The following is a 26,447-nucleotide window of genomic DNA, read 5'->3' as shown; positions in this document are numbered from 1 at the left end:
TTGCGAACAAACGCCAAAACTCTGGATCGACCACGGTTACGTGAAACTAGCAGACGACCAACTAATCTTTATTGGTGCTCCGCGGTCATCTTATTTGAAAACCACTGTACTTATCACGGAAACGCATTAGTTGATGGGCCCTGTCGATTTTTTCCTCTGCACGTTCTTTATTTTGTTCTACGATAGACACTGGTTCGTCCAAAAAGTCAACAAGCGCAGAATCATCCAACCGATCAGAGTGAATATATGCCTCTACCTCTGCCTCACTTAGCAAACCAGCACCGATTAATGTATCTACCCTTTCTCCAGGCTTTTCGACGTTATTTGAAACCTCTATTGTCTTCTCAGCCTGCTTAAATAGTGCTTCTGCACTCTCTAATTCATCCTCCAGTTCGTCCTCTGATATGTTGAATACTGTTCCAGCGTCCTGTTTGGGCGGATCCATAATGACGAAATAAACAAACGCGTTAGCTTCGCGTTCGCTATGGAAGCCGATTTGAACTAACTCGTCAGCGATATCGGTAGGGTCGGAGTTGTGAACATTCTCCCTTTTCATACTGTTCAGAACCGAAAGGAATGGTGAAATAACTACCGGAGGTGGCACCAATATCTGTTCCAATTCACAAAGGGGAATGGATGGGGTTACGCTATTTCTCCCCTTAGGGTTGCACGTCGACAGAATCGGTTCCTGGAATACGCACACAAGATTCGAAATGCCGTGTGGACACAGTCTGGCAACTACAACGATTCAGAATTCGTAACTACTCGAGTAGCCTATCTGAACCCACAACTACCCATTCTAACCCACCTCGAGCAAACCAAAAATCAACCCAAAACCGAGTCCGTGTGTACGAACCGGTACTCACTCGAGTGATCCAACCCTAAAAAACCCGATCAGCCCGAATCCGCATCACAACCCGCTCCGTCTCGATCGGGTTCGGATACTTCTCGCGGTCCATGTACCGCTGTGTGAGTTCGTCGATGTGCTCTCGAGCCCCCTCAGTCACTAACTCCTCCACCTCACCGATCACAGAGAGATACCGATACGGATCGTCAGGATCGGTCATGCTGACCCCGACGGCGGGATTCTCGCGTGCGTTGCGCTCCTTCTGGCGGCCGCGCTCGGTGTTGACCAGCAGGCGGTCGGCCTCGAGATCGTAGTCGATCCAGACCGGCGTCACGTGCGGGAAGCCCTCGGCGGTCATCGTCGCGACGTGAGCGAACGTCTGTCGCTCGAACAGATCGTGGTACTCGTCGGGAATGGCGACCATGGGTGGGTCGATGCAGCCCAGGTGCTTGGGCGTTCCACCTTACGAGTGAGTCGCCGACGACGGGATCGGGGTGCAGCGACGCGAATCGACGGGTCGGGTGAGAACGAGGGAGCCGCCCCGACCACGCGACTGCCGGCGCTCGGCATATTCCGCTCGAGCGACACTAGCCCGTATGAAACGCACTCGACAGAGTCGGCGGCGGCTGTTGCAGGCGACCGGCGGCGTCGCAGCGACGGCGCTCGTCGCCGGCTGTGGCGGCCCCGACGAGGAAGAGCAACCGGAGGAGGAAGAAACTCCAGAAGACGAAGACGGCGGTATCGGTGGTGACGACGAGAATATCGAAGAGGAGGACGACGAAGACGCCGGCATCGACGGCGGCGACGACGAGCCCGAATCCGAGGAGGGAACGGGTAACGGGCAGGACGAAGACGAGTAACCGGCCTCCACGGCGTCACTCGCTCGAGCCGCCGACTCGCCGGACTGCAGCCCGCCCGTCGTGCGATATCCAAAACCGTTACCGTGCCGTGGCCCCTTCAACGGACGATGACTGACGGACTCGAGACCGACGTTGCAGAGGCAGCCGACGTCGCCGCGCGACGCGACGAACTGGCGGCCCGCGTTCGGTCCCACGCCGGCGAGATGGCCCGCGAACTCGCCGTCCTCCAGGGTGGCGACTACGGACAGCAGACGTTCGACACCGACGGCGGAAGCTGGACGCTCAAGTACGAGGCCGGCGACGTCCAGTACCTCCGGTTCGACCCGAAGTCGGGGTCGGAGACCTACGTCGTCTCGAGCAAGCAGCCGCCCGAACCCGGCCCGCTCGGGACGGCGATGGAGGACTACGAGGCGTTCGTCGCGGCGTTCAACGAGCACATCGACTCCTTCGACGGCCTGCTCGAGGACGCGCCGGACGAGTTTCCGGCGGTCGCGAGCACGGCCGAACTCGTCGCCGAGCGCGACCGGATCGTCGAGCGGATCCGGAACGTCGCGAACAGGATGGCACAGGAACTCAACCGGTACGACGGCGAGTACGGCACCTACGCGACGACGGTGTCGGGAGCCCGCTGGGAACTAAAGTGGGACGGCGACGCCGCCGCCTATCTGCGAGTCGGTGGCTCGGACGGCACCTACCTGCTGTCGCAGTACGGTCCCGCCTCGGCTCCGGAGGTCCGTCGACTCGTGGACGACGTCGACGACTTCGTCGCGGCGTTCAACGAGTACGTCGAGGAACTCGAGGCCGACCTCTCGGAGGTATCGTTCGACGACGAGCCGTAACGACAGCATACGGTTCGAACACGCGCCCATACTCGTGAGCGGTATGGTTCGCGTTCCGCTGACATGCCGAGCTTACAGCACCCCCGCGACGAGTAATCGGTCGCTTCGCCCATCGATCGGGCGCAGTGCCGTGGGTGTTCGTGACAGTCGAGAGGAGCGTGACCGCTACTCGACGGACGTTCCCGTGCCAGCCCGTGAGCCACCCCGATGGACGGACCGTACTTGCGCCACCGTTCTCGAGGAGGACTACCTGGTACTGTTCGTCGACCGGAGACAGCACGAACAGCTCTCGGTTGCCGGTTTCCGTGCGAGCTGCCGGCGCACTCGAGTGACGCCACTACTGGCGTTCGGTCTCGGATGAAGGGATAGTTGGGTCAGACGTCGACGTACCGATTGACCCACTCCTGGCGCTGCTGGAGTTCGCGTTGCCCCTTCGGAGTCAGTGCATAGTAGTTCGTCCGTCGATCGAGTTGTCCCTTCTCCACGAGTTCCTTCTCGACGAGCGTGTCGAGATTCGGATACAGTCGACCGTGTGTTACCGGTTGGTCGATGTAACTGTTGATGTCGTCGAGAATTTCCTGCCCGGACGGCCGGTCTTTGCCTGCGATGACGTACAGCAAGTCACGCTGGAAGCCAGTTAGTTGATCCATGGATCACCCTCTGAATACCGACCTTCACCGATCTGTGGCTTTGTTATAGAGCAGGTACGCACACGTAGTCCCGGAGAACGCGCCACATATGGCGGACCTGTGGAATCGCCACCGGCAGTGATCCGAACGAACTCGTGACGCGGCGCTTTTGACAGCGACGGACGTAACAGCCGGTATGCCAACGGATCCCCTCGCCTGGAAGACGCTCGACCGGCAGGTAGCGTACACCTGTCCCGGCTTCGATATCGTTAACGAGACCGTTCAGCTTCCTGACGGAACCGAGACCGAGTTCGACTACCTCTCGGAACCCGCGAGTGTCTGCATCCTGCCGTTTACCCCAGATGGCGACGTCGTCTGCATCGAAGAGTGGCGCCAGGCGGTCTCTCGGCTCAACTACGGGCTCCCCGTTGGCGGCACCGAACCGAAAGACGACGACCTCGAGGCCGCTGCCCGCCGCGAACTCGCCGAGGAGACCGGTCACGAGGCCGATCGACTCGAGTCGCTGGTGACCGTCGAACCGGCGAACGGGATCGCCGACGCTGTCCTTCACTTTTTCGTCGCCCACGGCTGTCGTCCTACCGCGGAGCAACGGCTCGACCACAACGAGAGCATTCGCGTCACTGAGACGACGCTCGAAGAGCTGACGAAAGCAGTTCGGGACGGCGAGATCCGAGACGGCCGAACGGTGTTGGCGCTCTCCTATTATCGGCTGTTCGACGAGGAGTAACGCGGCGAGCGAGGACGCTATCCGGAACGTTGCGGTCGTCCGATTACAGTACTGCTAAAAGAAGTGCCGGCGGATCGTGTCCGGTTGGTTCGTGTCGATCAGCTCAGAACGGCGATCGAGGGCTGGTCCTCGTCGTCATTCATCTCCTCATCTTCAGGATCCTCTTCGGGGTCTTCTTCCTCAGGATCCTCTTCCTCAGGCTCCTCGTCGTCAACCTCTTCGTCGTCGACAGCGTCCTCGAGTTCGTCCGTATCGAGCGTCATGGTGTCGACGGTTGCGTCACCGATCGTGATGACCGACGCGGATGCCTGCGTGACGACCTCTTCCTCGGCAACCTCGTCGTTCTCTTCTTCCTCGTCATTGAGGACGTCATCGTCTTCTTCGTCGTTAGCGACGTCGTTCTCCTCTTCCTCGTCGTTGAGGACGTCATCGTCTTCTTCGTCGTTAGCGACGTCGTTCTCCTCGTCTTCCTCGACGTCGTTCTCTTCTTCGTCAGCCTCCTCGAGTGATTCGACGGTCATCGAGTCGATCGTGATCTCCTCGACGTCGAACTGCTCGATGGTCAGCTGCTCGATCTCCTGTGTCTCCACCTCGTCGTCTTCTTCGTCGTTAGCGACGTCGTTCTCCTCTTCCTCGTCGTTAGCGACCTCGTCATCTTCTTCGTCGTTAGCGACGTCGTTCTCCTCTTCCTCGTCTTCATCGTTGAAGATGTCGTCGAAGAAGTCACCGATATCGTCGAGGATGCCGTCATCCTCGACTTCCAGCTGATCGATGGTCATCTGTTCGACGTCCATCGTCTCGATGGTCAGATCCTCGATGATGAGTTCGTCAGCTTCCTCGTCGATCAGGTCGACCTCTTCGTCGTCAACCTCGTCGTTCTCCTCTTCCTCGACGTCGTTCTCCTCATCTTCTTCGACGTCGTTCTCTTCATCTTCTTCGACATCGTTCTCCTCTTCCTCGACATCGTTCTCTTCATCTTCTTCGACATCGTTCTCCTCTTCCTCGACATCGTTCTCTTCATCTTCTTCGACATCGTTCTCCTCTTCCTCGACATCGTTCTCTTCATCTTCTTCGACATCGTTCTCCTCTTCCTCGACATCGTTCTCTTCATCTTCTTCGACATCGTTCTCCTCTTCCTCGACGTCGTTCATCTCGTCCTCCTCGAGTTCGAGGTCCTCCATCGTGACGTCCTCGAGTTCGAGCGTCTCGAGTTCGACGTCAGTGAGCATCACTTCCTCTTCGACGTCGTTCTCGACGTCATTTTCCTCTTCGACGTCGTTCTCGACGTCATTTTCCTCTTCGACGTCGTTCTCGACGTCATTTTCCTCTTCGACGTCGTTCTCATCTTCTTCAACATCATTCTCATCTTCCTCGAGGTCGTTCTCCTCTTCCTCTTCAACGTCGTTCTCCTCCTCGTCGTTCTCGTCGATCTCCTCTTCGAGTTCCTCTTCGTCGATATCGAGTTGCTCGACGTTGAGTTCCTCGATCGTCGCGTCCTCGATGGTGACGGTGTCGAGCTCGAGTGTCTCGACCTGTACGTTTTCAATTGTTGCGCCCATGTCTCCGGCATCGTCACTCGTGCCCGATGACGCTCCAGCGAAGGCAGGACCCCCCGAGAGAGCAACCATCAGTACGACGAAGACGACGCCGAGTTTCTGCGGTCGTGAAACCATGCGCTCGACGGTACAGCCAAGACCAGAGTAAAACGAGGCGACTGTTACGTCATTATCTCCGAGAAAATCACAATTAGAAACCGTCGCTCTCGCCCTAATGAGCAGTTCATTCACACCCGGTTTTCACACCAGTACTATACGAGATCGGATCGCTCGACACAGTACAATGATCGTTGTGCTTGCGACTGCTACTGCACTATTTCGGAAAGAAGAGAACGAGAGATTTACTGCAGGACCGTTTGATTTTGGTGATCGAAATCGAGTGTGCACGGAACGTGCAGAACCGAGACAGTCCGCAGAACTGCAACAGTCGTCTTCGTCGACGGGCCAGGGCTATGCGCCGCTTGGCTGGCCAGAAAAAAACAGAAAGTTGATCGTCGGAATCGTGTTCGTACCGATCAGTTCAGGACGGCGATCGACGGCTGCTCGTCGTCTTCATCGTCGTCCAGTTCGTCATCCTCGTCGTTCAGTTCGTCGTCCTCATCGTCTTCGATCTGCTCGAGGTCTGCTGCGTCACCGAGAGTGAGGGTATCGGCAGTCGCGTCACCGATGGAGATCGACGTTGCGGAGGCCTGCGTCACGGTTTCCTCCTCGGCAACGTCGTTCTCTTCTTCGTCAACGTCGTTCTCCTCGTCCTCGGTCACGTCATCGTTCTCCTCCATCTCGTCATCGTCGAGGCCGTTCTCTTCGTCGTCAACGGCGTCCTCTTCTTCGTCCATCTCGTCATCGTCGAGACCGTTCTCTTCGTCGTCAGCAACATCGTTCTCGTCGTCCACCTCGTCAGCTTCCTCGACGGACTCGACGGTCATCGAGTCGATCGTGACCTCGTCGACGTCGAACTGCTCGATCGTGAGGGCGTCGATCTGCTGTTCTTCGACGTCGTTCTCATCTTCCTCGACGTCGTTCTCCTCGTCGTCCATCATTTCGTCGTCATCGTCCATCATCTCGTCATCGTCGTCCATCATCTCGTCATCGTCGTCCATCATCTCGTCATCGTCGTCCATCATCTCGTCATCGTCGTCCATCATCTCGTCATCGTCATCCATCTCTTCGTCATCAGCGACGTCGTTGTCCTCCTCGTCCACGTCGTCGACCTCATCGTCTTCGACGGTGAGCTCGTCGATGGTCATCTGTTCGACGTCCATCGTCTCGATGGTGAGCTCGTCGATGGTGAGCTCGTCAGCTTCCTCGTCGATCAGGTCGATTTCCTCGTCTTCCTCGACGTCGTTCTCCTCATCTTCTTCGACGTCGTTCTCCTCGTCCATCTCGTCATCGTCGAGGCCGTTCTCCTCGTCCTCAGCGACGTCCTCTTCCTCGTCAGTGACGTCGCTATCCTCTTCCATCTCGTCGTCCTCAGCAACGTCTTCCTCTTCTTCGTCGACGTCGTTCATCTCGTCCTCGTCGAGTTCGAGGTCCTCGATCGTCACGTCCTCGAGTTCGAGTGACTCGAGTTCGATGTCGGAGATCGTGACTTCCTCCTCGGCAACGTCGTTCTCTTCTTCGTCAACGTCGTTCTCATCGTCCTCGGTCACGTCATCGTTCTCCTCCATCTCGTCATCGTCGAGGCCGTTCTCCTCATCATCGAGGCCGTTCTCCTCGTCGTCAACGGCGTCCTCTTCCTCGTCCATCTCGTCGTTCTCTTCATCGAGGGCGTCCTGGAGCTCCTGCGTGTCAGCGTCGAGCTCCTCGACGTTCAGCTCCTCGATAGTGGCGTCTTCGATGGTGACGGTATCGAGTTCGAGTGTCTCGACCTGTACGTTCTCGAGTGTTACGCTCATGTCTCCGGCATCGTCACTCGTGCCTGACGACGCTCCGGCGAGGGCAGGACCCCCCGAGAGAGCGACCATCAGTACGACGAAAACGACACCGAGTTTCTGCGGTCGTGAAACCATGCGCTCAACGGTACAGCCAAGACCAGAGTAAAACAAGACGACTGTTACGGCATTATCTCCGAGAAAATTACGATTAGAAACCGTGCAACGGTCGTAACCTCTCGTTCATCGTATCGGCTTCGATTACAGTCATAGACGCTGTACGCGCGCTCCGATCGGTCGATATTGGCATTGTGCTTGCGGTTGCTACCCCGGTATTTCGACTCCGGGAGAACGGAACGTTTACCGACGTCCTCGCCAACACACGGTCGATGCGCGAGTGCTTCGAACTCCGAGATACCGACGCGGGCGGCCGAATCGGTGAACTCACCGTCCCACGTGCCGACGTAACCGTCGAGACGCCGGCGCTCCTGCCGGTGATCAACCCGAATCTGGATACGATCAGTCCCCGTCGGCTCGCCGAGGAGTTCGGCGCCGAGATTCTCATCACGAACTCGTATATCATCTACGGCACCGAGGACGTCCGCGAGGCTGCCCTCGAGGACGGGCTCCACGAACTGCTCGATTTCCCCGGCGCGATCATGACCGACTCCGGCTCGTTTCAGCTCGCGGAGTACGGCGAAATCGACGTCACCAGCGAGGAGATCCTCGAGTTCCAGCACGCGATCGGATCCGACATCGGGACGCCGGTCGACATCCCGACGCCGCCGGACGCCTCCCGCGAGCAGGCCGAACGCGAACTCGAGACCACCCAGGAACGCCTCGAGGCCGCCGAAACCGTCGACACCGGGGAGATGCTCGTCAACGCTCCCGTACAGGGATCGATCTACCCCGATCTCCGCGAGGAGGCTGGTCGCCACGCCCAGGGGACAGACCTCGACGTCTTCCCGGTTGGTGCGGTCGTCCCGCTGATGAACGACTACCGGTACGCCGACATGATCGACGCCGTCGCCGGCGCTAAGCGCGGACTCGGCGCTGATGCACCCGTCCACCTCTTCGGCGCCGGCCACCCGATGATGTTCGCGCTCGCGGTCGCGATGGGGTGTGACCTCTTCGACTCGGCCGCCTACGCACTCTACGCTCGCGACGATCGCTACCTGACCGTCCGGGGCACGCGCCACCTCGACGATCTCGACTACCTGCCCTGTTCCTGTCCGGTCTGTGCCGCCCACAGTCCCGCCGAACTCCGCGAACTCCCGGACAAGCAACGCGAGAAGGAACTCGCCGCGCACAACCTTCACGTGACCTTCGAGGAGATCCGCCGCATCAAGCAGGCTATCCGTGCGGGGAACCTCCTCGAGTTGGTCGAACAGCGCGCCCGCGCTCATCCGACGATGCTCGACGGCTACCGGACGCTGCTCGACCACGCCGATCAGCTCGAGCGATCCGATCCGGTCTCGAAGGGTGCGTTCTTCTACACTTCCAGCGAGAGCGCCCGCCGGCCCGAAGTGCTGCGCCACCACCGTCGCCTCGAGCGACTCGACGTCCCCGACTCGCTCTTTCTCACGGAGGGCAGTCCGGGGAGCGGAGACGAGTACGACGACTCCTGGCGCGTCGAACCGCCGTTCGGCCCGTTCCCGCGGGCGCTCTCGAAGAGCTATCCGCTCACCGCGGAGGTTCCAGCCCGGACCCACCGGGCCGCGCTCGAGGCTGCAGCCGACGGCGTGGCTCGACTGGTCGAGACGAACCCCGACACGGAGTTCGCGCTCGGCCACCGAGGGTGGCCTACCGAGGTGGTCGCGCGAGTTCCCGAGACCGTGGAACTGATCGACCTGACCGAGAGTTACGACTAGCGGAGCTACCGGCTATCAGTGCACACCCGAGCGCACGAGGGGAGCGCGGTTCGGAACGAACGAAGTGAGTGAGAACCGCGGACCGCGAACGGGGAGCGAACGCGACCCGTGAACGACGCAAGCGAGAACCGCGGACAGTGCGATCGGTATGTGAGCCGTTTCAGTTGAGACGGTACCAACCTCGAGACGAACTGGTTCCCGGAGTACGGCTTACGCGTCGGAACGAGACTCGTCACCGGAGTCGCTCTCGGCCGTCGGCTCGGTTGCCGCCTCGCCCACGGTGATCGAGAGTCTATCCTTCTGTTGGATGGTAATGGTATGTCCCGCGTAGTCGAAGACGAACCGCCGCTCGCCTCCCAGGTCGGACGCTGGTGCATCGAAAATGCGCTCCAGCGCCTCCGGATCGACCCAGTCGTACAGCGGCGGTAGTTCGCTCTGCTCGACCCCCCGACGATCTGCGACTGTCTGAACGACCGCGAGGCCAATAGTACAACGGGACCGGCCACCCCCTGAGCTGCCGATCGAGTGAGTCACGTCCGCCACCTCTACACCAGCCAGTAAAAGTCCAGCGGAATATCGATGACGTTGGAAGAACCAGCTCTACACGGCTTAAACCCCGACTACCGGGTATCGCTTACACGGGGGATCCGATCGGACGCTTCTCAGTAGTTGGTAGCACGGTTTCGTTATTCAGTAGGTCACGTGAAACTCGCGTTCCGTACACGGGAACGATGTCTCAGTTCGTTCTGGCCAAACCTCGCTGCGGTGGCGCGCGCTGTCGGTCGGCCGAACGCCAGTGAGGTCGGTCGACACCAGTGTGCGAGGGACGAACGAGCGGAGCGCGGCGCGTAGCGCCGCAGACGGGCGAACGGCCAGCGGCCGTGAGCCCATCAGCGAGTGAGTCGGCTGGGGAGGGCGTGGCTATCCCGTGTGTTCGTGCGAGTGGAGTCTGCTTCTGTAGTTATCACGGCGAAAGCCTGCCCTTTCAGCCCCACCCGGCGGTGGTTGGGGAGGGCTGCGGATTCGACACCGGACGTTCCATCCGCATCTGTCGGTACCGAATCGACCAACTCAGTTTCAGGCCAGATTCTGAATAACAAAATCGCGCTACTATCGACTGTTCTCCGTCGCCGTCCTGATACACGCGCATACGCGGCACTCGCTGGTGTGCAGTGGAGAGGGTACGATGGTCGATCCACCGGGTGATCTTGCAATCACCCTGCGGAGTGTTACTTCTTGTGTGTAAAGAGGACCGCCTGACCGTCCGCCGACCCCACACAGAGATCCAACTGTTTCGAAAGGTTGAGGCTCGTCGGATTTTCCTTGCACACGACGAGGTCGTCGAACCGGGCCTCACAGGCCGGACAGGCGACTGCCACCGTGTTCTGGTAGCTCTTGATCGCCTGGTTTTCCTCACGGAGTGTCAGCGATGCCACGAGTTCGTCGAAGTCAACATCGTCCATACGGATACTTTCGGCCCGGGTCTCATAAAATCAGGCGAGAGTAGCGATCCGCGCTGCACCGAAACTCGTCTGCTGACCGACGGCAACGATTCGACAGCGCCTCGAGACCGGGATCAGAACACCAAAGAGGTGGGCGACACCCAGTAGCGGTATGCTCGGGGTTGCGTCGCTCGTACTCGGGGGTATCGTCGGACTCCTCTTCGTTTCGTGGCTGGTCGGTCGAATTCGTGGTGGCGGCGGCGAACGGGAAGAATCCTACCAGCGCCACAGGGACGCCCAGCAGCGCGAGCCGCCGGTCGAAATCGGAGACGTCGAAACGGTCGCCATCGAGGAGTTCACGACCCACCACACCGGCGAACGCCACGCCGTCTGCAAGGTCGAAGGATTCGTCGTCTTCGTCCAGGACCTGCCGGAGAGCCTCGAGGCGACCGACGTCATCCAGGTCAAGATTCTCTCGTTCAACAGCGGACACACGTCCGCGACCGCCACGTTCCTCGAGCGCGCCTGATCGCGAGGCCCCACACTGAAACGGTTCACAGGCCGATCGCACGACGGCCGTGCGACCGAGCGCGCACCGACTGTCAGTGGGTATCAGACGACTCCAGTTCTTCCTCGAGCGACAGCAACCAGAGGCTGCCCTGACCGCGAACCTCGAGGCGCTCGAGACGTCCCGTTTCGACCAGCGATTCGAGCGGGACGATCAGTTCCTCGGCCGGGACGTCCAGTTCCTCGGCGAGATACTGCGTGTTCACGACAGGCTGTGGCGCGCTCCGGATCGCCTCGACGATTCGGTCGTCGGTCGGGTCCTCGGAGTCGGACGCACTCCCCGAATCACGGTCAGGAGGTAGCGACATACGAGCGATACGGCTCCCGCAGAGTTGAACCCTGTGGGGTGACCACACATCGTCCCGCTCGCCGTGTGAGGTTTTTCTTCCCGACCGGTGTGTGAGGAATATGCGCCGCGTACTGCTCGTGCTGATTGCCGTCGTCGAAATCGTCGCTCCCGGCCGAATCGTCGCGTGGGGAGAGCGCCACGCGTTCGAGAACTCGGGTGCTGGAAAACGTCGACCGTGGACGCTTCCGATGGCCCGACTCGAGGGACTCGCCGTCCTCTGGCTGGTGTGGAACTGGGAGAGCGCCTGGCCCGGCGTCAAACCCCTCTTCGGCACCGTCGGCCTCCCCGCGCTGGTAACCCCCCGTCCGTTTCTCCGTGTCGCGCTGACGACAGCCTACGAGAACCCCGACGCGATCGAGTTGAAGTCGTGGGTCGTCCCCGCCACGCGAGCGCTCGGCGGTTGCTTCCTGATCGTCGCGCTGTGGCCCGGCGAGTCGGGGGCCAGCGCCCGCTCCGAGCGATAGCCGCTGGGTGGTATCGACAACCTCTTTCGCGCGCCGCCGCGATGTCCGGTATGACCGATTACTTCGAAGTACACGCACGCGACGGGGCCGCGCGCGTGGGCGAACTCCGCCTCGAGTCCTCGCTGACGACCCCCGCGCTCGTCGACGACGTGCTCGAGGACGCGGGTTCGCTCTGGAGCGCCAACCGCGAGGTGCCCGAGGGCGACGACTCGGCGCTCACCGTCCTCCCCCACCGATCGTTCCCCGGCGGCACCGCCGACGAGGTCCAGGAGTCCTTCGCCGTCGACTACCCCGACGTGGAGTACCCGAGCGTCGCCGTCGTCTCGAGCGAGGGCGCCGCGGACCACGGGACCGACGCGTACGCCGTCTCGGACGTGCAGTCGATCACGGGTCACGGCGCGGCGCTGGTCGAGGCCGTCGTGAACGCCCGCGAGGCGACGCCCGCCGACACCGCCCTCCTGTTCTCCGGCGTCGCAACGCCGCGAAACGTCGCCCTGCTCGCGTACGCCGGCGTCGACCTGTTCGACGAGACGGCCGCCGCGATCAAGGGCACCGAAGGACGGTATCTGACGACCGACGAGGCCTACTTCCTCGAGGATCTGGAGGAACTGCCCTGCTCCTGTCCGGCCTGCCAGAAACCGCGCGAGGAGTTCACTCGCGAGGACTGCGTCGAGCACAATATCAACGCGCTCGAGGCGGAGTTAGGAATCGTCCGCCGGCGGATCCGCGACGGCCGCCTTCGCGACTACGTCGAGGGCCAGGCCCGCCACGACCAGTGGCTCACCGCCGCGATGCGCGAACTCGACTCGCAGTGGGGCTACCTCGAGGAGCGCACGCCTATCCTCCGTGACGCCCAGATCAACGCCGCGACCGAGGACACCCTCCGCCGGGTCGAGATCCAGCGCTACGCCGACCGCGTCACGACGCGGTACCAGAACCGCTTTTCCAACCCGCTCGTGCTAGTGCCCTGCTCGGCGGCGAAACCCTACAGCGAGTCCCAGAGCCACCGCCAGTTCCACGACGCCATCCAGTGGCGCGCCCACCTCGTCTCGATGACCAGCCCCATCGGCGTCGTCCCGCAGGAACTCGAGACGACCTACCCGGCCCAGCACTACGACACCGTCGTCACCGGCCGCTGGTCCGACGACGAGAAGCGATTCGTGAGCCAGGTGCTCCAGCGCTACCTCGAGCGAAACGACTACCCGAAAATCATCGCGCACGTCCCCGACGAGGGCTACCGCGACATCGTCGGTCGCGTCGAGGAGGAACTCGACCTCGACGTCACCTACACCGTCGAGGAACACCCGACGGACGACGAGTCGCTCGCGAACCTCCAGCAGGCGCTCTCGGGCGAACTCAAGTATTCCAAACGCGAGCGCGAACACAACACCGTCCGCGCGATCGCGGACTACCTGCTCGGCGACGGCGCCGGCGACGACCTCTTTTCCGACATCCAGACCACCAGTCGCTACCCGAAGATCCAGGTTCGGGATCGCGACGATACGCAGCTGGCGACGATGGTACCCCAGTACGGCACGCTGTCGTTTACGCTCGAGGGCGCGAAGCGGTGGGTCGACAGCGAGGCACCGACGAAGCGCGTCGAGATCAACGGCTTCGTCCCCCACGGCAGCGTGCTCGCGCCGGGTGTCGTCGATGCCGACGAGGAGATCCGGGTGGGAGACGAGGTCGTCGTCGAGGGGCCGAAGGCCTTTGGCGTCGGCCGCGCCGAGATGTTCGGCCGCGAGATGACCGAGAGCACGCGCGGCATCGCCTGCGAAATCCGTCACGTCGAGGAGAAGTAGCTGTCGTCGCTTTCTTGCGGTTCATCGTCAGGAACCCACCGCTCGGTCCCGCCTTTGGGGTTTTAGCGAAGGGATCCGACCACGTTGCTGTGGCGCACGCTGGACGACGGCGAGCGCAGTGAGGCGCGAGCCGTGGTCCGATATCGTGCGAGGGATGAGCGAACGAACGGCGTGAGTGAGCGAATCGGCTGGGGAGGGCGTGGCGAACCCGTGTTGCCGGTTAAAATAGGGGTTCCGATCACAGCCTTCTATCTCTCAAAATGAGTTCGTACCGAAGCACGTGGTTTCAAAACGATCTGAGTCGACGTATTCAGTCCCTTACGTAGGGGTGCGAACTGGACGAATCGGAGAAGGCATATATTCAAACAAACCAACAGTAGCACATGGACACTCCTTCCGACAAACGTCTCTTTTCGATGTGTCTGATTTCGGCTCTTGCAGGCTTCCTCACTTGGCGTGCCTTCGGAACTGACTACAGCGGAGGACTAATTCTATTCGTCGCAATAGCGGTCTTTGCAGTACTGATGTTTGCTGACGGATACATGCAGACTGCGTAGGGCAACGGTCACTTCGATGCCTGTACGTAACACACTCACACTGACAACACGGGTTCGCCACGCCCTCCCCAGCCGATTCGCTCACTCACGCTGTTCGTTCGCTCATCCCTCGCACAGTGTTGGACGACGGTTCGCTCTCGCTCACCGTCGTCCAGCGCGCGCCATCGCAGCGTCGCTGGGATCGTTCGAACTGACAATCCGGATCCGCACTCATCGAGGTGCTCGCAGTACCAATCGCTGTTAGCGCCCCGAACACTCCTTCAGCAGATGTTCGCGGTAGATCGGTACGGGAACCCGCGAGCCACAGTACTCACACTCGAGGGAATCCACATCGGATCGATCGGACACGACTCGGCGTAGCCTCCCCAAAACGGTAGCCGTTTCGACTCTTGTGGATGGGTCACTCGCGGATCGACGGCACGAGATCGAGCGCGACTGCGGCGATCGCAAAGCCGAGTCCGACGAGTGCGAGGCTGACGACCGCACCGGTCGTCCCGGCCGCCTCGAGCAGTCCGCGGGCACCCGTCGTGACGAAAAGCAAGCCGAGTCCGAGCAGCGCGATGGTGCCAACGACGTCGAGCAGCGCGTCTTTGACGGCGGCGCGGACGACGGCGTAGAGTTCCTCGCGATCCGCCTCGAGTGATCTCCCACCGCCGGATTTCGTTCTCATGCGAACAGGTGTGATTTCAGACACGTAAACACTCACCCGTTCGCCCGACGGAACCGCGTACTGGCTCGAGTCGAACGGTTATTCAGCCCGCGTCCCCGACCGACCGTCGTGAACCTCTCGATCGTCGATCTGGCGCCCGTTCGCGACGGGGAGAGCGCGACCGAGGCCTACGAGCACACCACCGAATTCGCTCGAGTCGCCGAGGAACTGGGCTACGAGCGGTTCTGGGTGGCCGAACACCACGGGCTGGCCGACTCGATCGCGAGCACCACGCCGGAGGTGCTGATCGCCCACCTCGCGGCGAAGACCGACGAGATTCGGGTCGGCTCGGGCACCGTTCTGCTCAACCACTACAGCCCGTTCAAGGTCGCCGAGACGTTCAGCTCGCTCGACGCGCTTGCGCCCGGCCGAGTCGACCTCGGTCTCGGTCGCGCGACGGGGATGCCCGCCGTCGACCGCGCGCTGGGGACCGAGCGACGCAAGCGCAACCCCGATCAGGATCACGCCGAGAAGGTCGAGGCCGCCGTGAGCCACCTTTACGACGGCTTTCCCGACGACCATCCGTACGCAGACATCACGCTGCCGCGTTCGGCCGACGACGTCCCCGAAGCCTGGGTGCTCGGCTCGAGCCCCTCGAGCGCCGAGATCGCCGGCGAACTCGGACTTCGATACTGCTTTGCGGCGTTTATCCGACCCCAGCTCGCGGAACGGGCCTTCGAGACCTACCGGAACAACTTCGAGCCCTCCGAGTTCGGTGCCGGCCCGGACGAACCGCAGGGGATGCTCGCGGTGAACGCGGCCTGCGCCGAGACCGACGAGGAGGCGGCCCGGCTTCGGTCGACGGCCGAAGCGTCGTACAAACGCATGCAGCGTGGGGTCGTCGGATCGATGCCACCGGTCGAGGAGGCGATCGACGAACTCGGCGGCGTCCCCGAGCCGACGCCGAGTCCGCTTCCGGACGGCGAGTGGCCGCGGTCGATCTCGGGGAGTCCGGAGACGATGCGGGACCTGCTCGAGCAGCTCACCGACCGCGTCGGCGTCGACGACGTGATCGTCCAGAATCTCATCGCCGACCACGGCGACGTGATCCGCTCGCACGAACTGCTCGCCGAGGCGGTCGGGCTCGAGAGACGCTAACTCCCGCGTTCGCTCGCGAAGTGCCCCTCGACCGACGGCGCGAGTGGGTCGAATCGGTCTTTCAGTTTACAGAAAACACATACCACCGTCGACACGATACGGGCTATGAAGCGGCGATCGGTTCTCGCGGGTATTTCCGCCGGTACGACCGCACTCGTCGGCTGTCTGGATACTGCAGCCGATGCCGAGACGGCCGACGAAAGCGGCGACGGTACAGACGAGGACGAGGACACAGGGATCGACGAACCCAACGACGATGGTGACACAGAGGCCGAGTGCGCTCGAGAGCAGCGGAACGCGAACGGAAGGGCGAAGCCGATCGAAACCGCCGTCGAACTCCAGATGGAGACCACGTCGGAACGGAATGTCGACGAACGCTGTGCGAAAGAAGCCGCCAGAGCCGCGTTCTCCCGGCTGGACGACCGACACGATCTCGACCTCGAGCACGCCGACTGGATCTATCCCGGCTGGCGGTACGACGGCAAACGACACGAAGCGCCGATCGTGATTCAGGCCGTTCAGAACAGGGAGCGAACCGGGTATCCCGTCTGCCCGGACCCCGAGTTCGACTACGACGCCGCGCTCGAGGACGTCCCCGCCGAGGTGACGGTCTCACTCGAAATCAACGACGGCGACGAGCGCCACGACTGTGCACACGAGATCACGCTCCGGCAGCGAACGATGCACATGGACTGACGCGTCGCGTAGCGCGATTCGATCGATCTGCGCGCGCCGTCGGGCACGTGATGCGCGTGATACGAAGAGAAAATCGACTCCGAGGTGGTCGTCCGATTACTCGCCGAGCACCGAGTCGAAGAACTTCCGCTCGGAGGTCCGGAGGTGCTGGTTGAACGTCGCCGGCGAGATGCCGAGCCGTTCGGCGATCTCCTCGCCCGTGCTCTCGCGGGGCCAATCGAAGTAGCCTGCGAAGTACGCCGTCTCGAGGGCCGCTCGCTGTTTCTCCGTGAGTTCGCTCTCGAGGACCGTCGCCGAACCGGAGTCCGACCGGTCGCCCCGCTCCGTCGTGCGCTGGGCGAGATAGGTGAGATCCGACCGCTGTTCTTTGAGCAGTTCGATCATCTGGCGGGTGTCCCGACCGCGCGGAAGTTCGACCACGAACCGGAACTCGCCGTCCGCGATCGTCGCCGACTCGACCCGTCCGCCGTGGGTTGCGATCGTCTCGAACAGCGAGACGGCAGTCGGGGCCACGAGTTCGAACTCGAAGTAGTCCCGCCTGGCCGAGAGGATGCGGAGATCGCTGATCCCGTTGGTTTCGTCGACCGTTTCCTCGAAGGCCTCCTGGGAGACGTCGTGGGCGGAGCCGTAGACCAGCAGCGTCTCGTCGCCGTGAATCATCTGGTTGAACTCGATCGTACACGACTCCTCCGTCGAGAGCGCGATGAGTTCCTCGGCCATCTCCTCGATCCGGAACTCGAGTTCGATGACGGCGTCGCTGACCAGTGCGTCCTTCCGTTCGATCGCGGTGATCGCGTGGGCGATGACGTCGCCGATCCGCGAGAGGATCGTCGCCTCGGGGTTCGTAAACGAGTTCTGCGAGCCGGAGTAGATGTTCAACACGCCGTAGACGAGGTCCTCGTGGACGATCGGGACCGACGCTGACGAACTGTAGCCGCGTTCGCGGGCCGCCTCTCGCCACGGTTCGAACGCCGAGTCGGTCTGCGTGTCGTGTGCGACCTGGACCTCGCTGGTCCGGATCGCCCGCCCCGACGGCCCTTGCCCGCTATCTGCGTTCTCGTCGGCGGTGATCTCTACCTCGTCGAGATACCCGTCCTCGACGCCGGCCGCTGCCTTCGGCTCGATGCGGTCGCTTCCGGGGTTGACGCCGCCGATCCACGCGAAGCGGTAGCCGTCGTCCTCGACGAGACGGTCACAGACCTGCTGTTCGAGTTCCGCGCGCGTCTCGGTCGTGATCACCGCGTGGGTGATATCGTGGCCGATCCGGTTGAGTCGGTTGAGCGCCTCGAGCTGTTCGCGCTGGCGTCGGCGTTCGCGCTCCTGGCGAGATCGCTCGATGGCGTGGTAGATCGTCCGGACCAGCAGTTCACTGGTGACCTCGTCCTTGACGAGGAAGTCCTGAGCGCCGCTTTGAATCGCCTGGACCCCGACCTCCTGGTCGCTGACGCCGGTAAACACGACGATCGGTGTCTCCTCGACCGCGTCGCTAACCGTCTCGAGGGTCTCGATCCCCCGGCTGTCAGGCAGGTTCAGGTCGAGCAGGACGAGGTCGGTAACCGCCGATTCGAGCGTCTCGAGTCCCTCTTCGAGCCGATCCTCGTGGAGGACGGTCGGCGCCTGACTCGTCGGCTCGTCGGGATTGACGCGCTGTGTGAGCTCCGTCGCGTCCCTGAGCATCTCCTGGATCAGCCGTGCGTCGCCGGGATTGTCTTCGATCAACAGGAGATCGAGCGTCGCCTCGGCGTCTCCGTTGGAGTCGCTCTCCTCGACTGTCGGCTGTCGTTTGCTGTCACTCATGACTGTTCATCCTCGGGTGGCAGTCGCACCACTGAGAACCAGAATTTCTCGAAGGCGCGAACGGTTTCGATGAACTCGTCCGGGTCGACGGGTTTGGTGAGATACGCGTTCGCGTGCAGTTCGTACGATCTGACGACGTCCTCTTCGGCTCGCGAGCTCGTCAACACGATAACCGGAATCGAGCGGAGTTCGGAGTCGTCTTTGAGTTCTTCGAGAACCTCCTCGCCGTCTTTGCGGGGAAGGTTGAGATCGAGGAGGACGAGGTCGGGGCGCGGAACGTCCGTATACTCGCCCCGCTGGTGGAGGAAATCCAGGGCTTCGCTGCCGTCCGAGACGGTGTGCAAGTCGTTCTCGATACGTCCTTGCTTGAACGCCTCTTTGGTCAGGCGAACGTCACCCGGATTGTCCTCGACCAGGAGAAGCTGTGCTGGTTCGGGAGGGTGCTGTCCTGACTTACTCATTGGTCTTCGGTTCGAATTCAACGCTCGTTTCTGCTTCGGTTTCGGAAGGTACGGAAGAAACCGCGGGACTCATCGTATCGCCACCGTCTGTGTCGGTAACGTAGCGTCGCTCGTCGGAGTTCGCTACGAGCCGTCGGCGGGGGCTGATCTCGGTGTCCGCTCTGACGTCCGTCTCGTCGGGAATAGTAAACTTACGGGGCAAGATGAGTCGTTCACGTGTTCCTTTCTCATCGAAGACGGATATACGTACGGTCTACCTGCTAACGGAGCGGAACGACGATCGGCGCTACGCATCCTCCCCGTCGACGAGTCGGTACGTTCGGCCCCCTCGTTCGCCGACGGCGGCGATAAGATCGTAGTGAACCATCTTCGTCAAGTAGTTTCGCAGCGTTCTGTTGCTCTTCGGCGCATCGACTCGCCGTTCGTACTCCTCGTAAAGCGCGCCCGGTTCGATCTCGCCGGCGTCGGCGATCACGTCGTATAGCACCCGCTGGTGTTCGATCAGCCCGTCGACGGTTTTTTGCCTGATCTCCGTCCTGGCGTCCGGGATGGCCGCCTCGAGCACCTCGTCCGTAATCGTCTCACACCGTTCGCGCTCCGCCCGGCGGGCGGCCGAGCGGAGGACGCCGATCCCTACGCGAGCGTCCCCCGACGCGGCGTCGGCGATCCGCTCGAGTTGGGCGTCGGTCACGACGTTCGGCTCGAGCGCCTTCGCGGTTCGTTCCCGGAGGATCGCGACGAGTTCGTCGGTGCCGTAGCGGTCGAATCGGACACGGGTCCCGGCACGCAGCCGCGACCGAACGCGGTCGTCGAAACTCGCGAACAGCTCGTCCTCGCGGTTGGCGATCAACACGAGCGAGACGTGTGGCAGGCGGTGGAGATCGTAGAGCGCCGCCGTCCCCTCGAGCTGGTCGACCTCGTCTAAGATGACGACGATCGGTTGCTCGTCGCACCCGGCTAACCGCTGGAACAGTTCGTCTTTCGGCGTCGTGCGGTGGACGTCGATCGCTCGGTCGACCGCCTCGAGCACGCCGTAGAGCACTCGAAACCGGGTGTACTCCTGCCAGCAGTTGACGTACGCGATCCGTACCTTCGGAACCTGTTCGCGAAGCTGTCCCAGCGTGTACCGCGCGATACAGGTCTTGCCGACCCCCGTCGGGCCGAAGAGAAACGATGGCTCGGGCCGGCCGCCGGAGACCAGCGGCTCGAGGGTCTCCGAGAGGAGGTTCACCTCGTCGTGGCGGTGGACCACCTCGCTCGGAACGAAATCCTCTCGCAGGATACGGCCGTCGACGATCACGGCGTTCTATTCCAGCTATACCGTCTTAAGTTACGGGAGGTCGGTTCCGAAAGTTCCGATTCGAACCTGTTTTCGTATCGCGCTATACGATTTATTGAACCAGTATGCCGGTGTGATTGGCACAGCAGCTATCGGGAGTGGTGTCACGCGCGACTGTTTGCACTCGCGAGAAAGACTGATCGAACGGTCGAATAGCGAGAGTGACTCGTGGATTCTTTTCGAGGGCAGCCGTCGAATCCAAGCTCCGAAACGGTGCGCGCCCACGGATGGCGTTCACCCGGCGGCGTCCTAAAATCGAGCCGCCGGCGTCAGAACGCGAACACGAGTCCGAAGCCCGCCATCAAGACGAGCCCGAGCCAGAGGAAAAACACGGTTGCAGCTTGCTTGCCGTTCAGTGATTCCCCGTCTAGGAATTCGTTGACCTGCATCGACTGATGGTACGGCTGGAATCGTGTTTGAAAATAGCGACCGTTCTAACGAACTGGGAATCGTCGGTAGCGATCTCGGTGAGACGGTATTTCGCCACCCGTTTCTCACGCCACTGAGTCGAGATCGGACACGACGACGGATCGGGAATCGCCGGGCTTTCACCGGGGGTGTACGGCCGTAGTCCGGTGGTCCCCGTCTCGAGCGTTCAGACACCGAGTTGGGATCTCGAACGTTCGGACACCGAGTTGGGATCTCGAACGTTCGGACACCGAGTTGGGATGTCCACAGGTGGAGCTCTGAACGAACCCATACTGACTCTTGGAGTCCGGATATCCAGCTGAAGAAACGTCCACCGTGGGGCATTGGGATGGCCAGTCCTACGGCACCCGTCCCGAAAGAGTTACAGACTGAAGTTGCGAGACGGCGTTTCTCGAGGAACGGTCCGTAGCCCATCGACTGCTTCCCTCGCCCGCGGTCCGTCCCTCGCGAACGCGGATCCGCTTCGGCCACGACGCTGTATGTTCTTTTTCCCGCACAACTTCGCAGTCGTCGTCGATCCCACCATCGAGTGCTACTCGAGACGACTCCAAACTCGAGTGCCGTTGCGGTCCGCCGATCCGGTTCGACCTCGGTCGCAGCCCGCCGAGCCAATTCGAACTGAAAAGTGATTTCGGATTCACCCGCCACTCCGACCGTGACGTCAGGCGGAGTTACGCTGGCCGAGAATCGCAGTTCTCGAGCGATCGAACCGTCTCGATCGGCCGCCCATGGTTCGATAAATCAAATAGCGCGATATCAGATTAGGAGCACGGCGGATTTCGAAGCGAGGATTGCAGGCCGACGAGCGGCGGGACCGGCTAGTGGTTTCATACCGCTCGCGTCCCTCAGTCGGCGTATGGACGAAATCTCACTCGGCGTTCCGGAACCGCTGCTCGAGCGACTACCCGACGAGGACGAGGCCGCCGCGGCCGACATGCAGGAGGCCGTCGCCGGCTGGGAGCGACAGCTGAATCGGGTGCTCGAGGAGGCCGACGACGACCGCGAGGCCGCGGGTCGGGTTCTCGAGGCAGTCGACCGCTTCGAAGACCGCTACCAGACGTACGACGAGCTGGTACCCGAACTGCGGGCGTGGGGTCAGTCGCCGATCTACGCGATCGCCTGGCGAACGCTGTACGCCGACGTGGTCGCCCAGCTGTACGAGCACGACGAGCTCGGCGACCACCTCGAGCGGGAGCGAAACGCACGACTGGTCGAGGACGGCATTCGACTAAAGGACCTGTAGCGAGGCCAGGCCCTGGTTCTCGACCGGTCGATCGTCGGTCCGGTGGGCCCCGCCGGGGCTTCCTTTTTGCGCTTCCGGGTGGTAGGCCCCGAGAGCCGATCGAATGCACTATACACCGATAGAACGGTACGGCGTCGTCGGCAACCTCGAGACCTGCGCGCTGATCGCCGACGACGCCAGCGTGGACTGGCTCCCGTTTCCCCACGTGGAGTCGCCCAGCGTCTTCACGCGGCTGCTGGACGCCGAACGGGGCGGTCACTGGTCGATCCAGCCGGTCACCGGTGGGGCCTCCCAGCAGACGTATTTCGAGGAGACGAACGTCCTGCAGACGAGATTCGACCTCGAGGAGGGGGAGCTCGTGGTGACCGACTTCATGCCAGTCGTCGACGACCCGGCCGGCGACGATGCCGATAGAGAGCCCGAGCGCGCCCTCTACCGAAAGGTCGCGTGCCCGGACGGTGCGGTCGACGTCCGCGTCCGAATCCGTCCCCGGTTCGACTACGCGCGCGAACAGCCAGCGATCCGACACCGGCCGTGGGGGATCGAAGCGACGGCCGACGACCGGCGACTCGGGCTGTCGAGCACTGCGACGGTTCGCTCCCAGGAGCGGCTGGCAGTCGCGACGCCGACCGTCGAGGCGGGCGAACCCCAGTGGTTCGTGCTGGGGCCGGGCGTGTCGGGTTCCGTCGATCGGAACGTGTGCCAGCGACGACTCGAGGAGACGATCGATTACTGGCGAGAGTGGGCCCACGACTGCCCCGAATCGGGCTGTCTGTTCGCCGGTCCCTGGCACGACGCCGTCGTCCGGTCGGCGCTGGCGCTCAAACTCCTCACCCACCGCGAGACGGGGACGATCTGTGCGGCCGCGACGACGTCGCTCCCGGAGGATGTCGGCGGCGTTCGCAACTGGGACTACCGGTACAACTGGATCCGCGACGCCGCGTTCACCACTCAGGCACTCGCCAAACTCGGCCACGTCGCCGAGGCGCGCTCGAACCTCGAGTGGTTCCTCGACCGGTGTCACGTCGACGAGCCCGGCGAGATCCAGCCGCTGTACGGTCTCCACGGGGAAACTGGCCTCGAGGAGGAGACGCTCGACCACCTCTCGGGCTACTGCGACTCGTCACCGGTCCGCGTCGGCAACGCCGCCAGCGACCAGCGACAGCTCGACGTCTACGGCGAACTGGTCGAGGCTGCCGCCGAGGCGATGCGCTACGGCGTGGCGTTCGACGCGAACGACTGGGCGGCAATCCGAGAGATCGTCGACTACGTCTGCGACGTGTGGGACGAACCCGACGCCGGAATCTGGGAGGTCCGCTCCGAGCCCCGACAGTTCGTCTACTCGAAGGTGATGTGCTGGGTCGCGCTCGACCGGGGCCTCGAGATGGCCGACGACGGCGGGTTCGAGGCGCCGACCGACCGCTGGGAGGATACCCGCGAGGAGATTCGAGACGCCGTGCTCGAGCGCGGCTACGAGGAGTCGATCGACAGCTTCGTCCGCTCGTTCGAGGCGGAGGACACCCTCGACGCGACGGGACTGCTGATTCCGGCGACCGGTATCCTCCCGTTCGACGACGACCGAGTACAGGGAACCATCGACGCGACGATGGATCGACTGCTCACTGCCGACGGCCTGGTCGACCGCTACGAGGGCGAGGACGGCCTTCCGGGAGACGAAGGCGCGTTTCTCCTGTGCTCGTTCTGGCTGGTCGATGCACTGGCGCTGTCGGGCCGACTCGAGGAGGCGACCGAGCTCTTCGAATCGGTCCTCGAGTATCGGAGCCCGCTCGGGTTGCTCGCCGAAGAGATCGACCCGGAGACGGGCCGCCACCTCGGGAACGTTCCCCAGGCGTTCAGTCACGTGGGCGTGATCAACAGCGCGCTGTATCTCGGCTACGCCCGGCAGGACGACAGAACCGAGCCCGATCCGCGCGGGTTCGAGGGGGCAGTCCACGATTTCGAGTGAGCAGCCCGTGAGCCGTGTGAGGGGTCAGGTCGTCGAGACGACAGGATCCACAACGATTTTGCGTTCGTGTGCGTACGTTGGATCGTGGCAGCGACTGACGATCGGGACACCCCCCGCAAGGCGATCGATCTGACGACACGGGTTCGCCGTCGCGTCCTCCCGACCCTCCACCGGATCAAGGAACCGTTCGGCGGTTTCGCACAGTGTACGCAACACCCCGACGAGTACGTCGGGACGGTCCAGCGCGGCCTTCACGAGTTTCGCTCGGATCTCGAGGCGATGTCGTTCGCGCCGGAACCGATCGCCTCGTTGAAGGTCCACAGAGACGGTCGACTCTCCTGTGGCAGTTGGGTTCATCGAACGTCGCCGTTCGCGACGTGGCAACTCCACGTCGCACTGTTCGAAAATGGAGCCGACGCTGTCGAGGTGTTCGCCCACCGGGAGCGCTCGTGGCTTCGACATCCCTACAAACACTACACGGGACAGGGGTGGGATATGAGCGGCGGCGTCCAGCGAATGCGGTCGTTGCTCTCCGCCCACGACGTCGCGTTCCGGGTCGAGTAGCCGGCTGATTGCCCCCCGGCCGACTGTGCCAGCGAGAATCGAAGCCGGCCGGAGCGACACCCGCGTGCCGGCGGTGTCTCGAGGTGAACGTATCGGATCCAGAACTGATTTTACCCCCGACGGTGCACCGTCGACCGATGACCAGGACGGAGACTGTCGCCGCGTTCACCGACCTCTACTTGCCGACAGTCAACGGCGTTACCTATACGGTTTCGCTCTGGCGCAAGCGGTGGCCCCGCTGTCGAACGTCGATGGCCGTCGTCTTCCCCGAGATGGACGGCTACGAGCCTGGCGAGGGCGAGTACGCGCTCTCGAGTGTCAGTGCGCCGTTGTATCCGCGGTACCGACTCGGGCTGCCGACGATCCCTGACGGCCTCGAGGCCCACGACGTCGTTCACGTCCACACGCCCTTCACCGTCGGATTCGCGGGTGTTCGGTTCGCTCGCAAACACGACGTCCCCGTCGTCGCGTCGTATCACACGCTACTCCACGACCGCGTGGCCGACCGCCTCCCCGATACGCTGGTCGAACCGGGACAGCGACTCTGTCGGGCCTACGAACGAACGTTCTTCGAGAGCGTCGATCACGTCGTCGCGCCGACGTCGTTCGCCCGCCGACACCTCCTCGAAGAGATCGGTGCGGATACCGAGGTGACCGTCGTCTCGAACGGGATCAACACCGATTTCTTCCAGCCCACGGATCCGACCTCGTTCCGCGAGCGCCACGACCTCCCCGACGGGCCGCTGCTCGGCTACACCGGCCGCCACGGCCCTGAAAAGAACCTCGAGGAGGCGATCGACGCCGTCGCGGGCACCGACCACACGCTCGTGCTGGCCGGCGACGGCCCGGCCCGCGAGGAACTCGAGGCACACGCGTCGGAGACCGACGCCGACGTCCGCTTTCTGGGCTTTCTCGAGCGCGACGAACTTCCGGCCTTTTACTCCGCGCTCGACGTCTTCGTCTTCCCGAGTCCGGTCGAAACCCAGGGGCTCGTCGCGCTCGAGGCGACCGCCTGCGGAACGCCGGTCGTCGCCGTCGACGTCGGCGCGCTGATCGACAGCGTCATCGAGGGGGAGACCGGCTACCGCTACGAGCCAGGCGACCTGGCGGAGTTCCGCTGGGCGATCCGGCGGACACTCGCCGAGAACGAGCGACTCTCGGACCTCTGTCGGCGACGGCGGGCGATGCTCTCGGTCGAACACTCGCTCGAGCAACTGGCGCGGGTCTACGACGGGCTTTCCCGGTGACGACGCCGGCGACCCGGTATCGCCGAACTGGTATGAGAAGCCAACCCAAGCGTTCAAATCACGGGACTTGCTAGAAGCGCTATGGAGTATGCCGTCTCACGCGAGGGAACGACACTCGTAACGCTTCACAACGGAAGCGACACGACCGCAACTGACGACGCGACCGAACAGCTCGCCGAGACGTTCGAGTCCCTCGCCGCGGAGGGAGCGATCGACGACTGGGAGATCACCGACGCCGAGGTGGACGAACACCCGACCGCGCCGTTCGATCCCTACACGATCGCGGTTACGTTCGCGATCACCGTTCCGGTCGAAGCTGACGACGCCGACGAAGCGGGCGACCGCGGCGCCGACCTCATCGACGACCTCCTCGAGGATGCCGACGTCGACGCCGTCTCGTACACGTCTCCGGCGACGGCGTCGGCGGCCTGAACAGTCGCGCGAGGAAGGGATCGTCGCTACCGCCCGAACTTAAGGTTGCGTACTCCCATCATCG

26 protein-coding genes are annotated in these 26,447 nt (G+C 62.5%); 14 read left to right on the top strand and 12 right to left on the bottom strand.

Annotated features, from left to right (window positions below; all coding sequences use genetic code 11):
- Nucleotides 1-85: 85 nt before the first annotated feature.
- A complete protein-coding gene (locus CV102_RS00920) occupies nt 86-556 on the bottom strand; it encodes a hypothetical protein (RefSeq protein WP_148855893.1) in 471 nt (156 codons plus the stop codon).
- Nucleotides 557-881: 325 nt separating this feature from the next.
- Nucleotides 882-1,271 (bottom strand): PPOX class F420-dependent oxidoreductase, encoded by a 390-nt coding sequence (locus tag CV102_RS00915; protein WP_148855891.1) that lies wholly within the window; start codon nt 1,269-1,271, stop codon nt 882-884.
- A 172-nt stretch (nt 1,272-1,443) separates the two neighbouring features.
- Between CV102_RS00915 and CV102_RS00910 the strand changes: the two genes are divergently transcribed.
- Both CV102_RS00910 and CV102_RS00905 read left to right on the top strand, forming a co-directional pair.
- Nucleotides 1,444-1,707 (top strand): twin-arginine translocation signal domain-containing protein, encoded by a 264-nt coding sequence (locus CV102_RS00910; RefSeq protein WP_187432832.1) that lies wholly within the window; start codon nt 1,444-1,446, stop codon nt 1,705-1,707.
- A gap of 107 nt (nt 1,708-1,814) precedes the next feature.
- The gene (locus CV102_RS00905; RefSeq protein ID WP_148855889.1) at nt 1,815-2,546 is read left to right on the top strand and encodes a hypothetical protein; all 732 of its coding nucleotides are present in this window, start codon (nt 1,815-1,817) and stop codon (nt 2,544-2,546) included.
- A 374-nt stretch (nt 2,547-2,920) separates the two neighbouring features.
- Here CV102_RS00905 and CV102_RS00900 read toward each other — a convergent pair whose 3' ends face one another.
- A complete protein-coding gene (locus CV102_RS00900) occupies nt 2,921-3,196 on the bottom strand; it encodes a PadR family transcriptional regulator (protein WP_148855888.1) in 276 nt (91 codons plus the stop codon).
- Nucleotides 3,197-3,371: 175 nt separating this feature from the next.
- Between CV102_RS00900 and CV102_RS00895 the strand changes: the two genes are divergently transcribed.
- Nucleotides 3,372-3,923, top strand: a complete 552-nt coding sequence (locus tag CV102_RS00895) for an NUDIX hydrolase (RefSeq protein WP_148855885.1) — start codon at nt 3,372-3,374, stop codon at nt 3,921-3,923.
- A gap of 98 nt (nt 3,924-4,021) precedes the next feature.
- Here the strand turns inward: CV102_RS00895 and CV102_RS00890 are convergent, their stop codons facing one another.
- Both CV102_RS00890 and CV102_RS00885 read right to left on the bottom strand, forming a co-directional pair.
- Entirely contained in the window at nt 4,022-5,596 is a 1,575-nt protein-coding gene (locus tag CV102_RS00890; protein WP_148855883.1) for a hypothetical protein, read from the bottom strand.
- 398 nt (nt 5,597-5,994) lie between these two features.
- Nucleotides 5,995-7,374 (bottom strand): hypothetical protein, encoded by a 1,380-nt coding sequence (locus CV102_RS00885; RefSeq protein WP_306438821.1) that lies wholly within the window; start codon nt 7,372-7,374, stop codon nt 5,995-5,997.
- A gap of 365 nt (nt 7,375-7,739) precedes the next feature.
- Here CV102_RS00885 and tgtA point away from each other — a divergent pair, with 365 nt between their 5' ends.
- A complete protein-coding gene (tgtA, locus tag CV102_RS00880) occupies nt 7,740-9,221 on the top strand; it encodes a tRNA guanosine(15) transglycosylase TgtA (protein WP_148855880.1) in 1,482 nt (493 codons plus the stop codon).
- Between the two features lie 210 nt (nt 9,222-9,431).
- Here tgtA and CV102_RS00875 read toward each other — a convergent pair whose 3' ends face one another.
- Nucleotides 9,432-9,755 carry a HalOD1 output domain-containing protein gene (locus tag CV102_RS00875; RefSeq protein WP_148855878.1) on the bottom strand — a complete coding sequence of 108 codons (324 nt, stop codon included), beginning with the start codon at nt 9,753-9,755 and terminating at the stop codon, nt 9,432-9,434.
- A 695-nt stretch (nt 9,756-10,450) separates the two neighbouring features.
- On the bottom strand, nt 10,451-10,684 hold the full coding sequence (locus CV102_RS00870; protein ID WP_148855876.1) for a DUF7385 family protein: 234 nt from the start codon (nt 10,682-10,684) through the stop codon (nt 10,451-10,453).
- 151 nt (nt 10,685-10,835) lie between these two features.
- On the opposite strand from CV102_RS00870, the gene CV102_RS00865 reads away from it, so the two are divergent.
- A complete protein-coding gene (locus CV102_RS00865) occupies nt 10,836-11,192 on the top strand; it encodes a TRAM domain-containing protein (RefSeq protein WP_148855874.1) in 357 nt (118 codons plus the stop codon).
- A 73-nt stretch (nt 11,193-11,265) separates the two neighbouring features.
- Here the strand turns inward: CV102_RS00865 and CV102_RS00860 are convergent, their stop codons facing one another.
- Complete coding sequence (locus tag CV102_RS00860; RefSeq protein WP_148855872.1) at nt 11,266-11,538, bottom strand: hypothetical protein; 273 nt, start codon at nt 11,536-11,538, stop codon at nt 11,266-11,268.
- Nucleotides 11,539-11,638: 100 nt separating this feature from the next.
- Here CV102_RS00860 and CV102_RS00855 point away from each other — a divergent pair, with 100 nt between their 5' ends.
- Together CV102_RS00855 and arcS are read left to right on the top strand one after the other, a co-directional pair.
- Complete coding sequence (locus CV102_RS00855) at nt 11,639-12,043, top strand: hypothetical protein (protein ID WP_148855870.1); 405 nt, start codon at nt 11,639-11,641, stop codon at nt 12,041-12,043.
- Between the two features lie 50 nt (nt 12,044-12,093).
- A complete protein-coding gene (gene arcS / locus CV102_RS00850) occupies nt 12,094-13,845 on the top strand; it encodes an archaeosine synthase subunit alpha (RefSeq protein WP_148855868.1) in 1,752 nt (583 codons plus the stop codon).
- Nucleotides 13,846-14,802: 957 nt separating this feature from the next.
- Here arcS and CV102_RS00845 read toward each other — a convergent pair.
- Nucleotides 14,803-15,072, bottom strand: a complete 270-nt coding sequence (locus tag CV102_RS00845; protein ID WP_148855866.1) for a hypothetical protein — start codon at nt 15,070-15,072, stop codon at nt 14,803-14,805.
- A gap of 108 nt (nt 15,073-15,180) precedes the next feature.
- Between CV102_RS00845 and CV102_RS00840 the strand changes: the two genes are divergently transcribed.
- Nucleotides 15,181-16,209 carry an LLM class flavin-dependent oxidoreductase gene (locus CV102_RS00840; RefSeq protein ID WP_148855864.1) on the top strand — a complete coding sequence of 343 codons (1,029 nt, stop codon included), beginning with the start codon at nt 15,181-15,183 and terminating at the stop codon, nt 16,207-16,209.
- A gap of 105 nt (nt 16,210-16,314) precedes the next feature.
- Nucleotides 16,315-16,905, top strand: a complete 591-nt coding sequence (locus CV102_RS00835) for a hypothetical protein (protein WP_148855862.1) — start codon at nt 16,315-16,317, stop codon at nt 16,903-16,905.
- Between the two features lie 96 nt (nt 16,906-17,001).
- Here the strand turns inward: CV102_RS00835 and CV102_RS00830 are convergent, their stop codons facing one another.
- The 3 genes from CV102_RS00830 to CV102_RS00820 all read right to left on the bottom strand — a co-directional run bounded on the left by CV102_RS00830 (nt 17,002) and on the right by CV102_RS00820 (nt 20,463).
- On the bottom strand, nt 17,002-18,702 hold the full coding sequence (locus tag CV102_RS00830; RefSeq protein WP_148855860.1) for a bacterio-opsin activator domain-containing protein: 1,701 nt from the start codon (nt 18,700-18,702) through the stop codon (nt 17,002-17,004).
- Nucleotides 18,699-19,163 carry a response regulator gene (locus CV102_RS00825; protein WP_148855858.1) on the bottom strand — a complete coding sequence of 155 codons (465 nt, stop codon included), beginning with the start codon at nt 19,161-19,163 and terminating at the stop codon, nt 18,699-18,701. The genes CV102_RS00830 and CV102_RS00825 overlap by 4 nt, the downstream gene beginning before the upstream one ends.
- Nucleotides 19,164-19,449: 286 nt before the next feature.
- A complete protein-coding gene (locus CV102_RS00820; protein WP_148855856.1) occupies nt 19,450-20,463 on the bottom strand; it encodes a Cdc6/Cdc18 family protein in 1,014 nt (337 codons plus the stop codon).
- 1,324 nt (nt 20,464-21,787) lie between these two features.
- Between CV102_RS00820 and CV102_RS00815 the strand changes: the two genes are divergently transcribed.
- The 5 genes from CV102_RS00815 to CV102_RS26500 all read left to right on the top strand — a co-directional run bounded on the left by CV102_RS00815 (nt 21,788) and on the right by CV102_RS26500 (nt 26,383).
- The gene (locus CV102_RS00815) at nt 21,788-22,174 is read left to right on the top strand and encodes a hypothetical protein (protein ID WP_148855854.1); all 387 of its coding nucleotides are present in this window, start codon (nt 21,788-21,790) and stop codon (nt 22,172-22,174) included.
- A gap of 103 nt (nt 22,175-22,277) precedes the next feature.
- A complete protein-coding gene (locus tag CV102_RS00810; RefSeq protein WP_148855852.1) occupies nt 22,278-24,140 on the top strand; it encodes a glycoside hydrolase family 15 protein in 1,863 nt (620 codons plus the stop codon).
- A gap of 84 nt (nt 24,141-24,224) precedes the next feature.
- Nucleotides 24,225-24,704: a hypothetical protein gene (locus tag CV102_RS00805; protein ID WP_148855850.1), complete on the top strand. Its 480-nt coding sequence runs from the start codon at nt 24,225-24,227 to the stop codon at nt 24,702-24,704.
- Between the two features lie 137 nt (nt 24,705-24,841).
- Complete coding sequence (locus tag CV102_RS00800; protein WP_148855848.1) at nt 24,842-25,951, top strand: glycosyltransferase; 1,110 nt, start codon at nt 24,842-24,844, stop codon at nt 25,949-25,951.
- Between the two features lie 81 nt (nt 25,952-26,032).
- On the top strand, nt 26,033-26,383 hold the full coding sequence (locus CV102_RS26500; RefSeq protein WP_148855846.1) for a hypothetical protein: 351 nt from the start codon (nt 26,033-26,035) through the stop codon (nt 26,381-26,383).
- The last annotated feature ends 64 nt before the right edge of the window (nt 26,384-26,447 follow it).

Origin of the sequence: Natronococcus pandeyae (assembly GCF_008122205.1) — an archaeon.
Lineage (GTDB): Archaea > Halobacteriota > Halobacteria > Halobacteriales > Natrialbaceae > Natronococcus > Natronococcus pandeyae.
This window is presented reverse-complemented; position numbering and strand designations above follow the sequence as displayed.

What these genes read in the sequence shown, in the direction of transcription:
- CV102_RS00855 (WP_148855870.1), top strand. Translation starts at nt 11,639, where the DNA reads ATGCGCCGCGTACTGCTCGTGCTGATTGCCGTCGTCGAAATCGTCGCT.
- tgtA (WP_148855880.1), top strand. Translation starts at nt 7,740, where the DNA reads ATGCGCGAGTGCTTCGAACTCCGAGATACCGACGCGGGCGGCCGAATC.
- CV102_RS00860 (WP_148855872.1), bottom strand. Translation starts at nt 11,538, where the DNA reads ATGTCGCTACCTCCTGACCGTGATTCGGGGAGTGCGTCCGACTCCGAG.
- CV102_RS00800 (WP_148855848.1), top strand. Translation starts at nt 24,842, where the DNA reads ATGACCAGGACGGAGACTGTCGCCGCGTTCACCGACCTCTACTTGCCG.
- CV102_RS00895 (WP_148855885.1), top strand. Translation starts at nt 3,372, where the DNA reads ATGCCAACGGATCCCCTCGCCTGGAAGACGCTCGACCGGCAGGTAGCG.
- CV102_RS00865 (WP_148855874.1), top strand. Translation starts at nt 10,836, where the DNA reads ATGCTCGGGGTTGCGTCGCTCGTACTCGGGGGTATCGTCGGACTCCTC.
- CV102_RS00885 (WP_306438821.1), bottom strand. Translation starts at nt 7,374, where the DNA reads ATGAGCGTAACACTCGAGAACGTACAGGTCGAGACACTCGAACTCGAT.
- CV102_RS00810 (WP_148855852.1), top strand. Translation starts at nt 22,278, where the DNA reads ATGCACTATACACCGATAGAACGGTACGGCGTCGTCGGCAACCTCGAG.
- CV102_RS00910 (WP_187432832.1), top strand. Translation starts at nt 1,444, where the DNA reads ATGAAACGCACTCGACAGAGTCGGCGGCGGCTGTTGCAGGCGACCGGC.
- CV102_RS00890 (WP_148855883.1), bottom strand. Translation starts at nt 5,596, where the DNA reads ATGGTTTCACGACCGCAGAAACTCGGCGTCGTCTTCGTCGTACTGATG.
- CV102_RS26500 (WP_148855846.1), top strand. Translation starts at nt 26,033, where the DNA reads ATGGAGTATGCCGTCTCACGCGAGGGAACGACACTCGTAACGCTTCAC.
- CV102_RS00845 (WP_148855866.1), bottom strand. Translation starts at nt 15,072, where the DNA reads ATGAGAACGAAATCCGGCGGTGGGAGATCACTCGAGGCGGATCGCGAG.
- CV102_RS00825 (WP_148855858.1), bottom strand. Translation starts at nt 19,163, where the DNA reads ATGAGTAAGTCAGGACAGCACCCTCCCGAACCAGCACAGCTTCTCCTG.
- CV102_RS00830 (WP_148855860.1), bottom strand. Translation starts at nt 18,702, where the DNA reads ATGAGTGACAGCAAACGACAGCCGACAGTCGAGGAGAGCGACTCCAAC.
- CV102_RS00900 (WP_148855888.1), bottom strand. Translation starts at nt 3,196, where the DNA reads ATGGATCAACTAACTGGCTTCCAGCGTGACTTGCTGTACGTCATCGCA.
- CV102_RS00920 (WP_148855893.1), bottom strand. Translation starts at nt 556, where the DNA reads ATGAAAAGGGAGAATGTTCACAACTCCGACCCTACCGATATCGCTGAC.
- arcS (WP_148855868.1), top strand. Translation starts at nt 12,094, where the DNA reads ATGACCGATTACTTCGAAGTACACGCACGCGACGGGGCCGCGCGCGTG.
- CV102_RS00815 (WP_148855854.1), top strand. Translation starts at nt 21,788, where the DNA reads ATGGACGAAATCTCACTCGGCGTTCCGGAACCGCTGCTCGAGCGACTA.
- CV102_RS00870 (WP_148855876.1), bottom strand. Translation starts at nt 10,684, where the DNA reads ATGGACGATGTTGACTTCGACGAACTCGTGGCATCGCTGACACTCCGT.
- CV102_RS00915 (WP_148855891.1), bottom strand. Translation starts at nt 1,271, where the DNA reads ATGGTCGCCATTCCCGACGAGTACCACGATCTGTTCGAGCGACAGACG.
- CV102_RS00835 (WP_148855862.1), top strand. Translation starts at nt 16,315, where the DNA reads ATGAAGCGGCGATCGGTTCTCGCGGGTATTTCCGCCGGTACGACCGCA.
- CV102_RS00905 (WP_148855889.1), top strand. Translation starts at nt 1,815, where the DNA reads ATGACTGACGGACTCGAGACCGACGTTGCAGAGGCAGCCGACGTCGCC.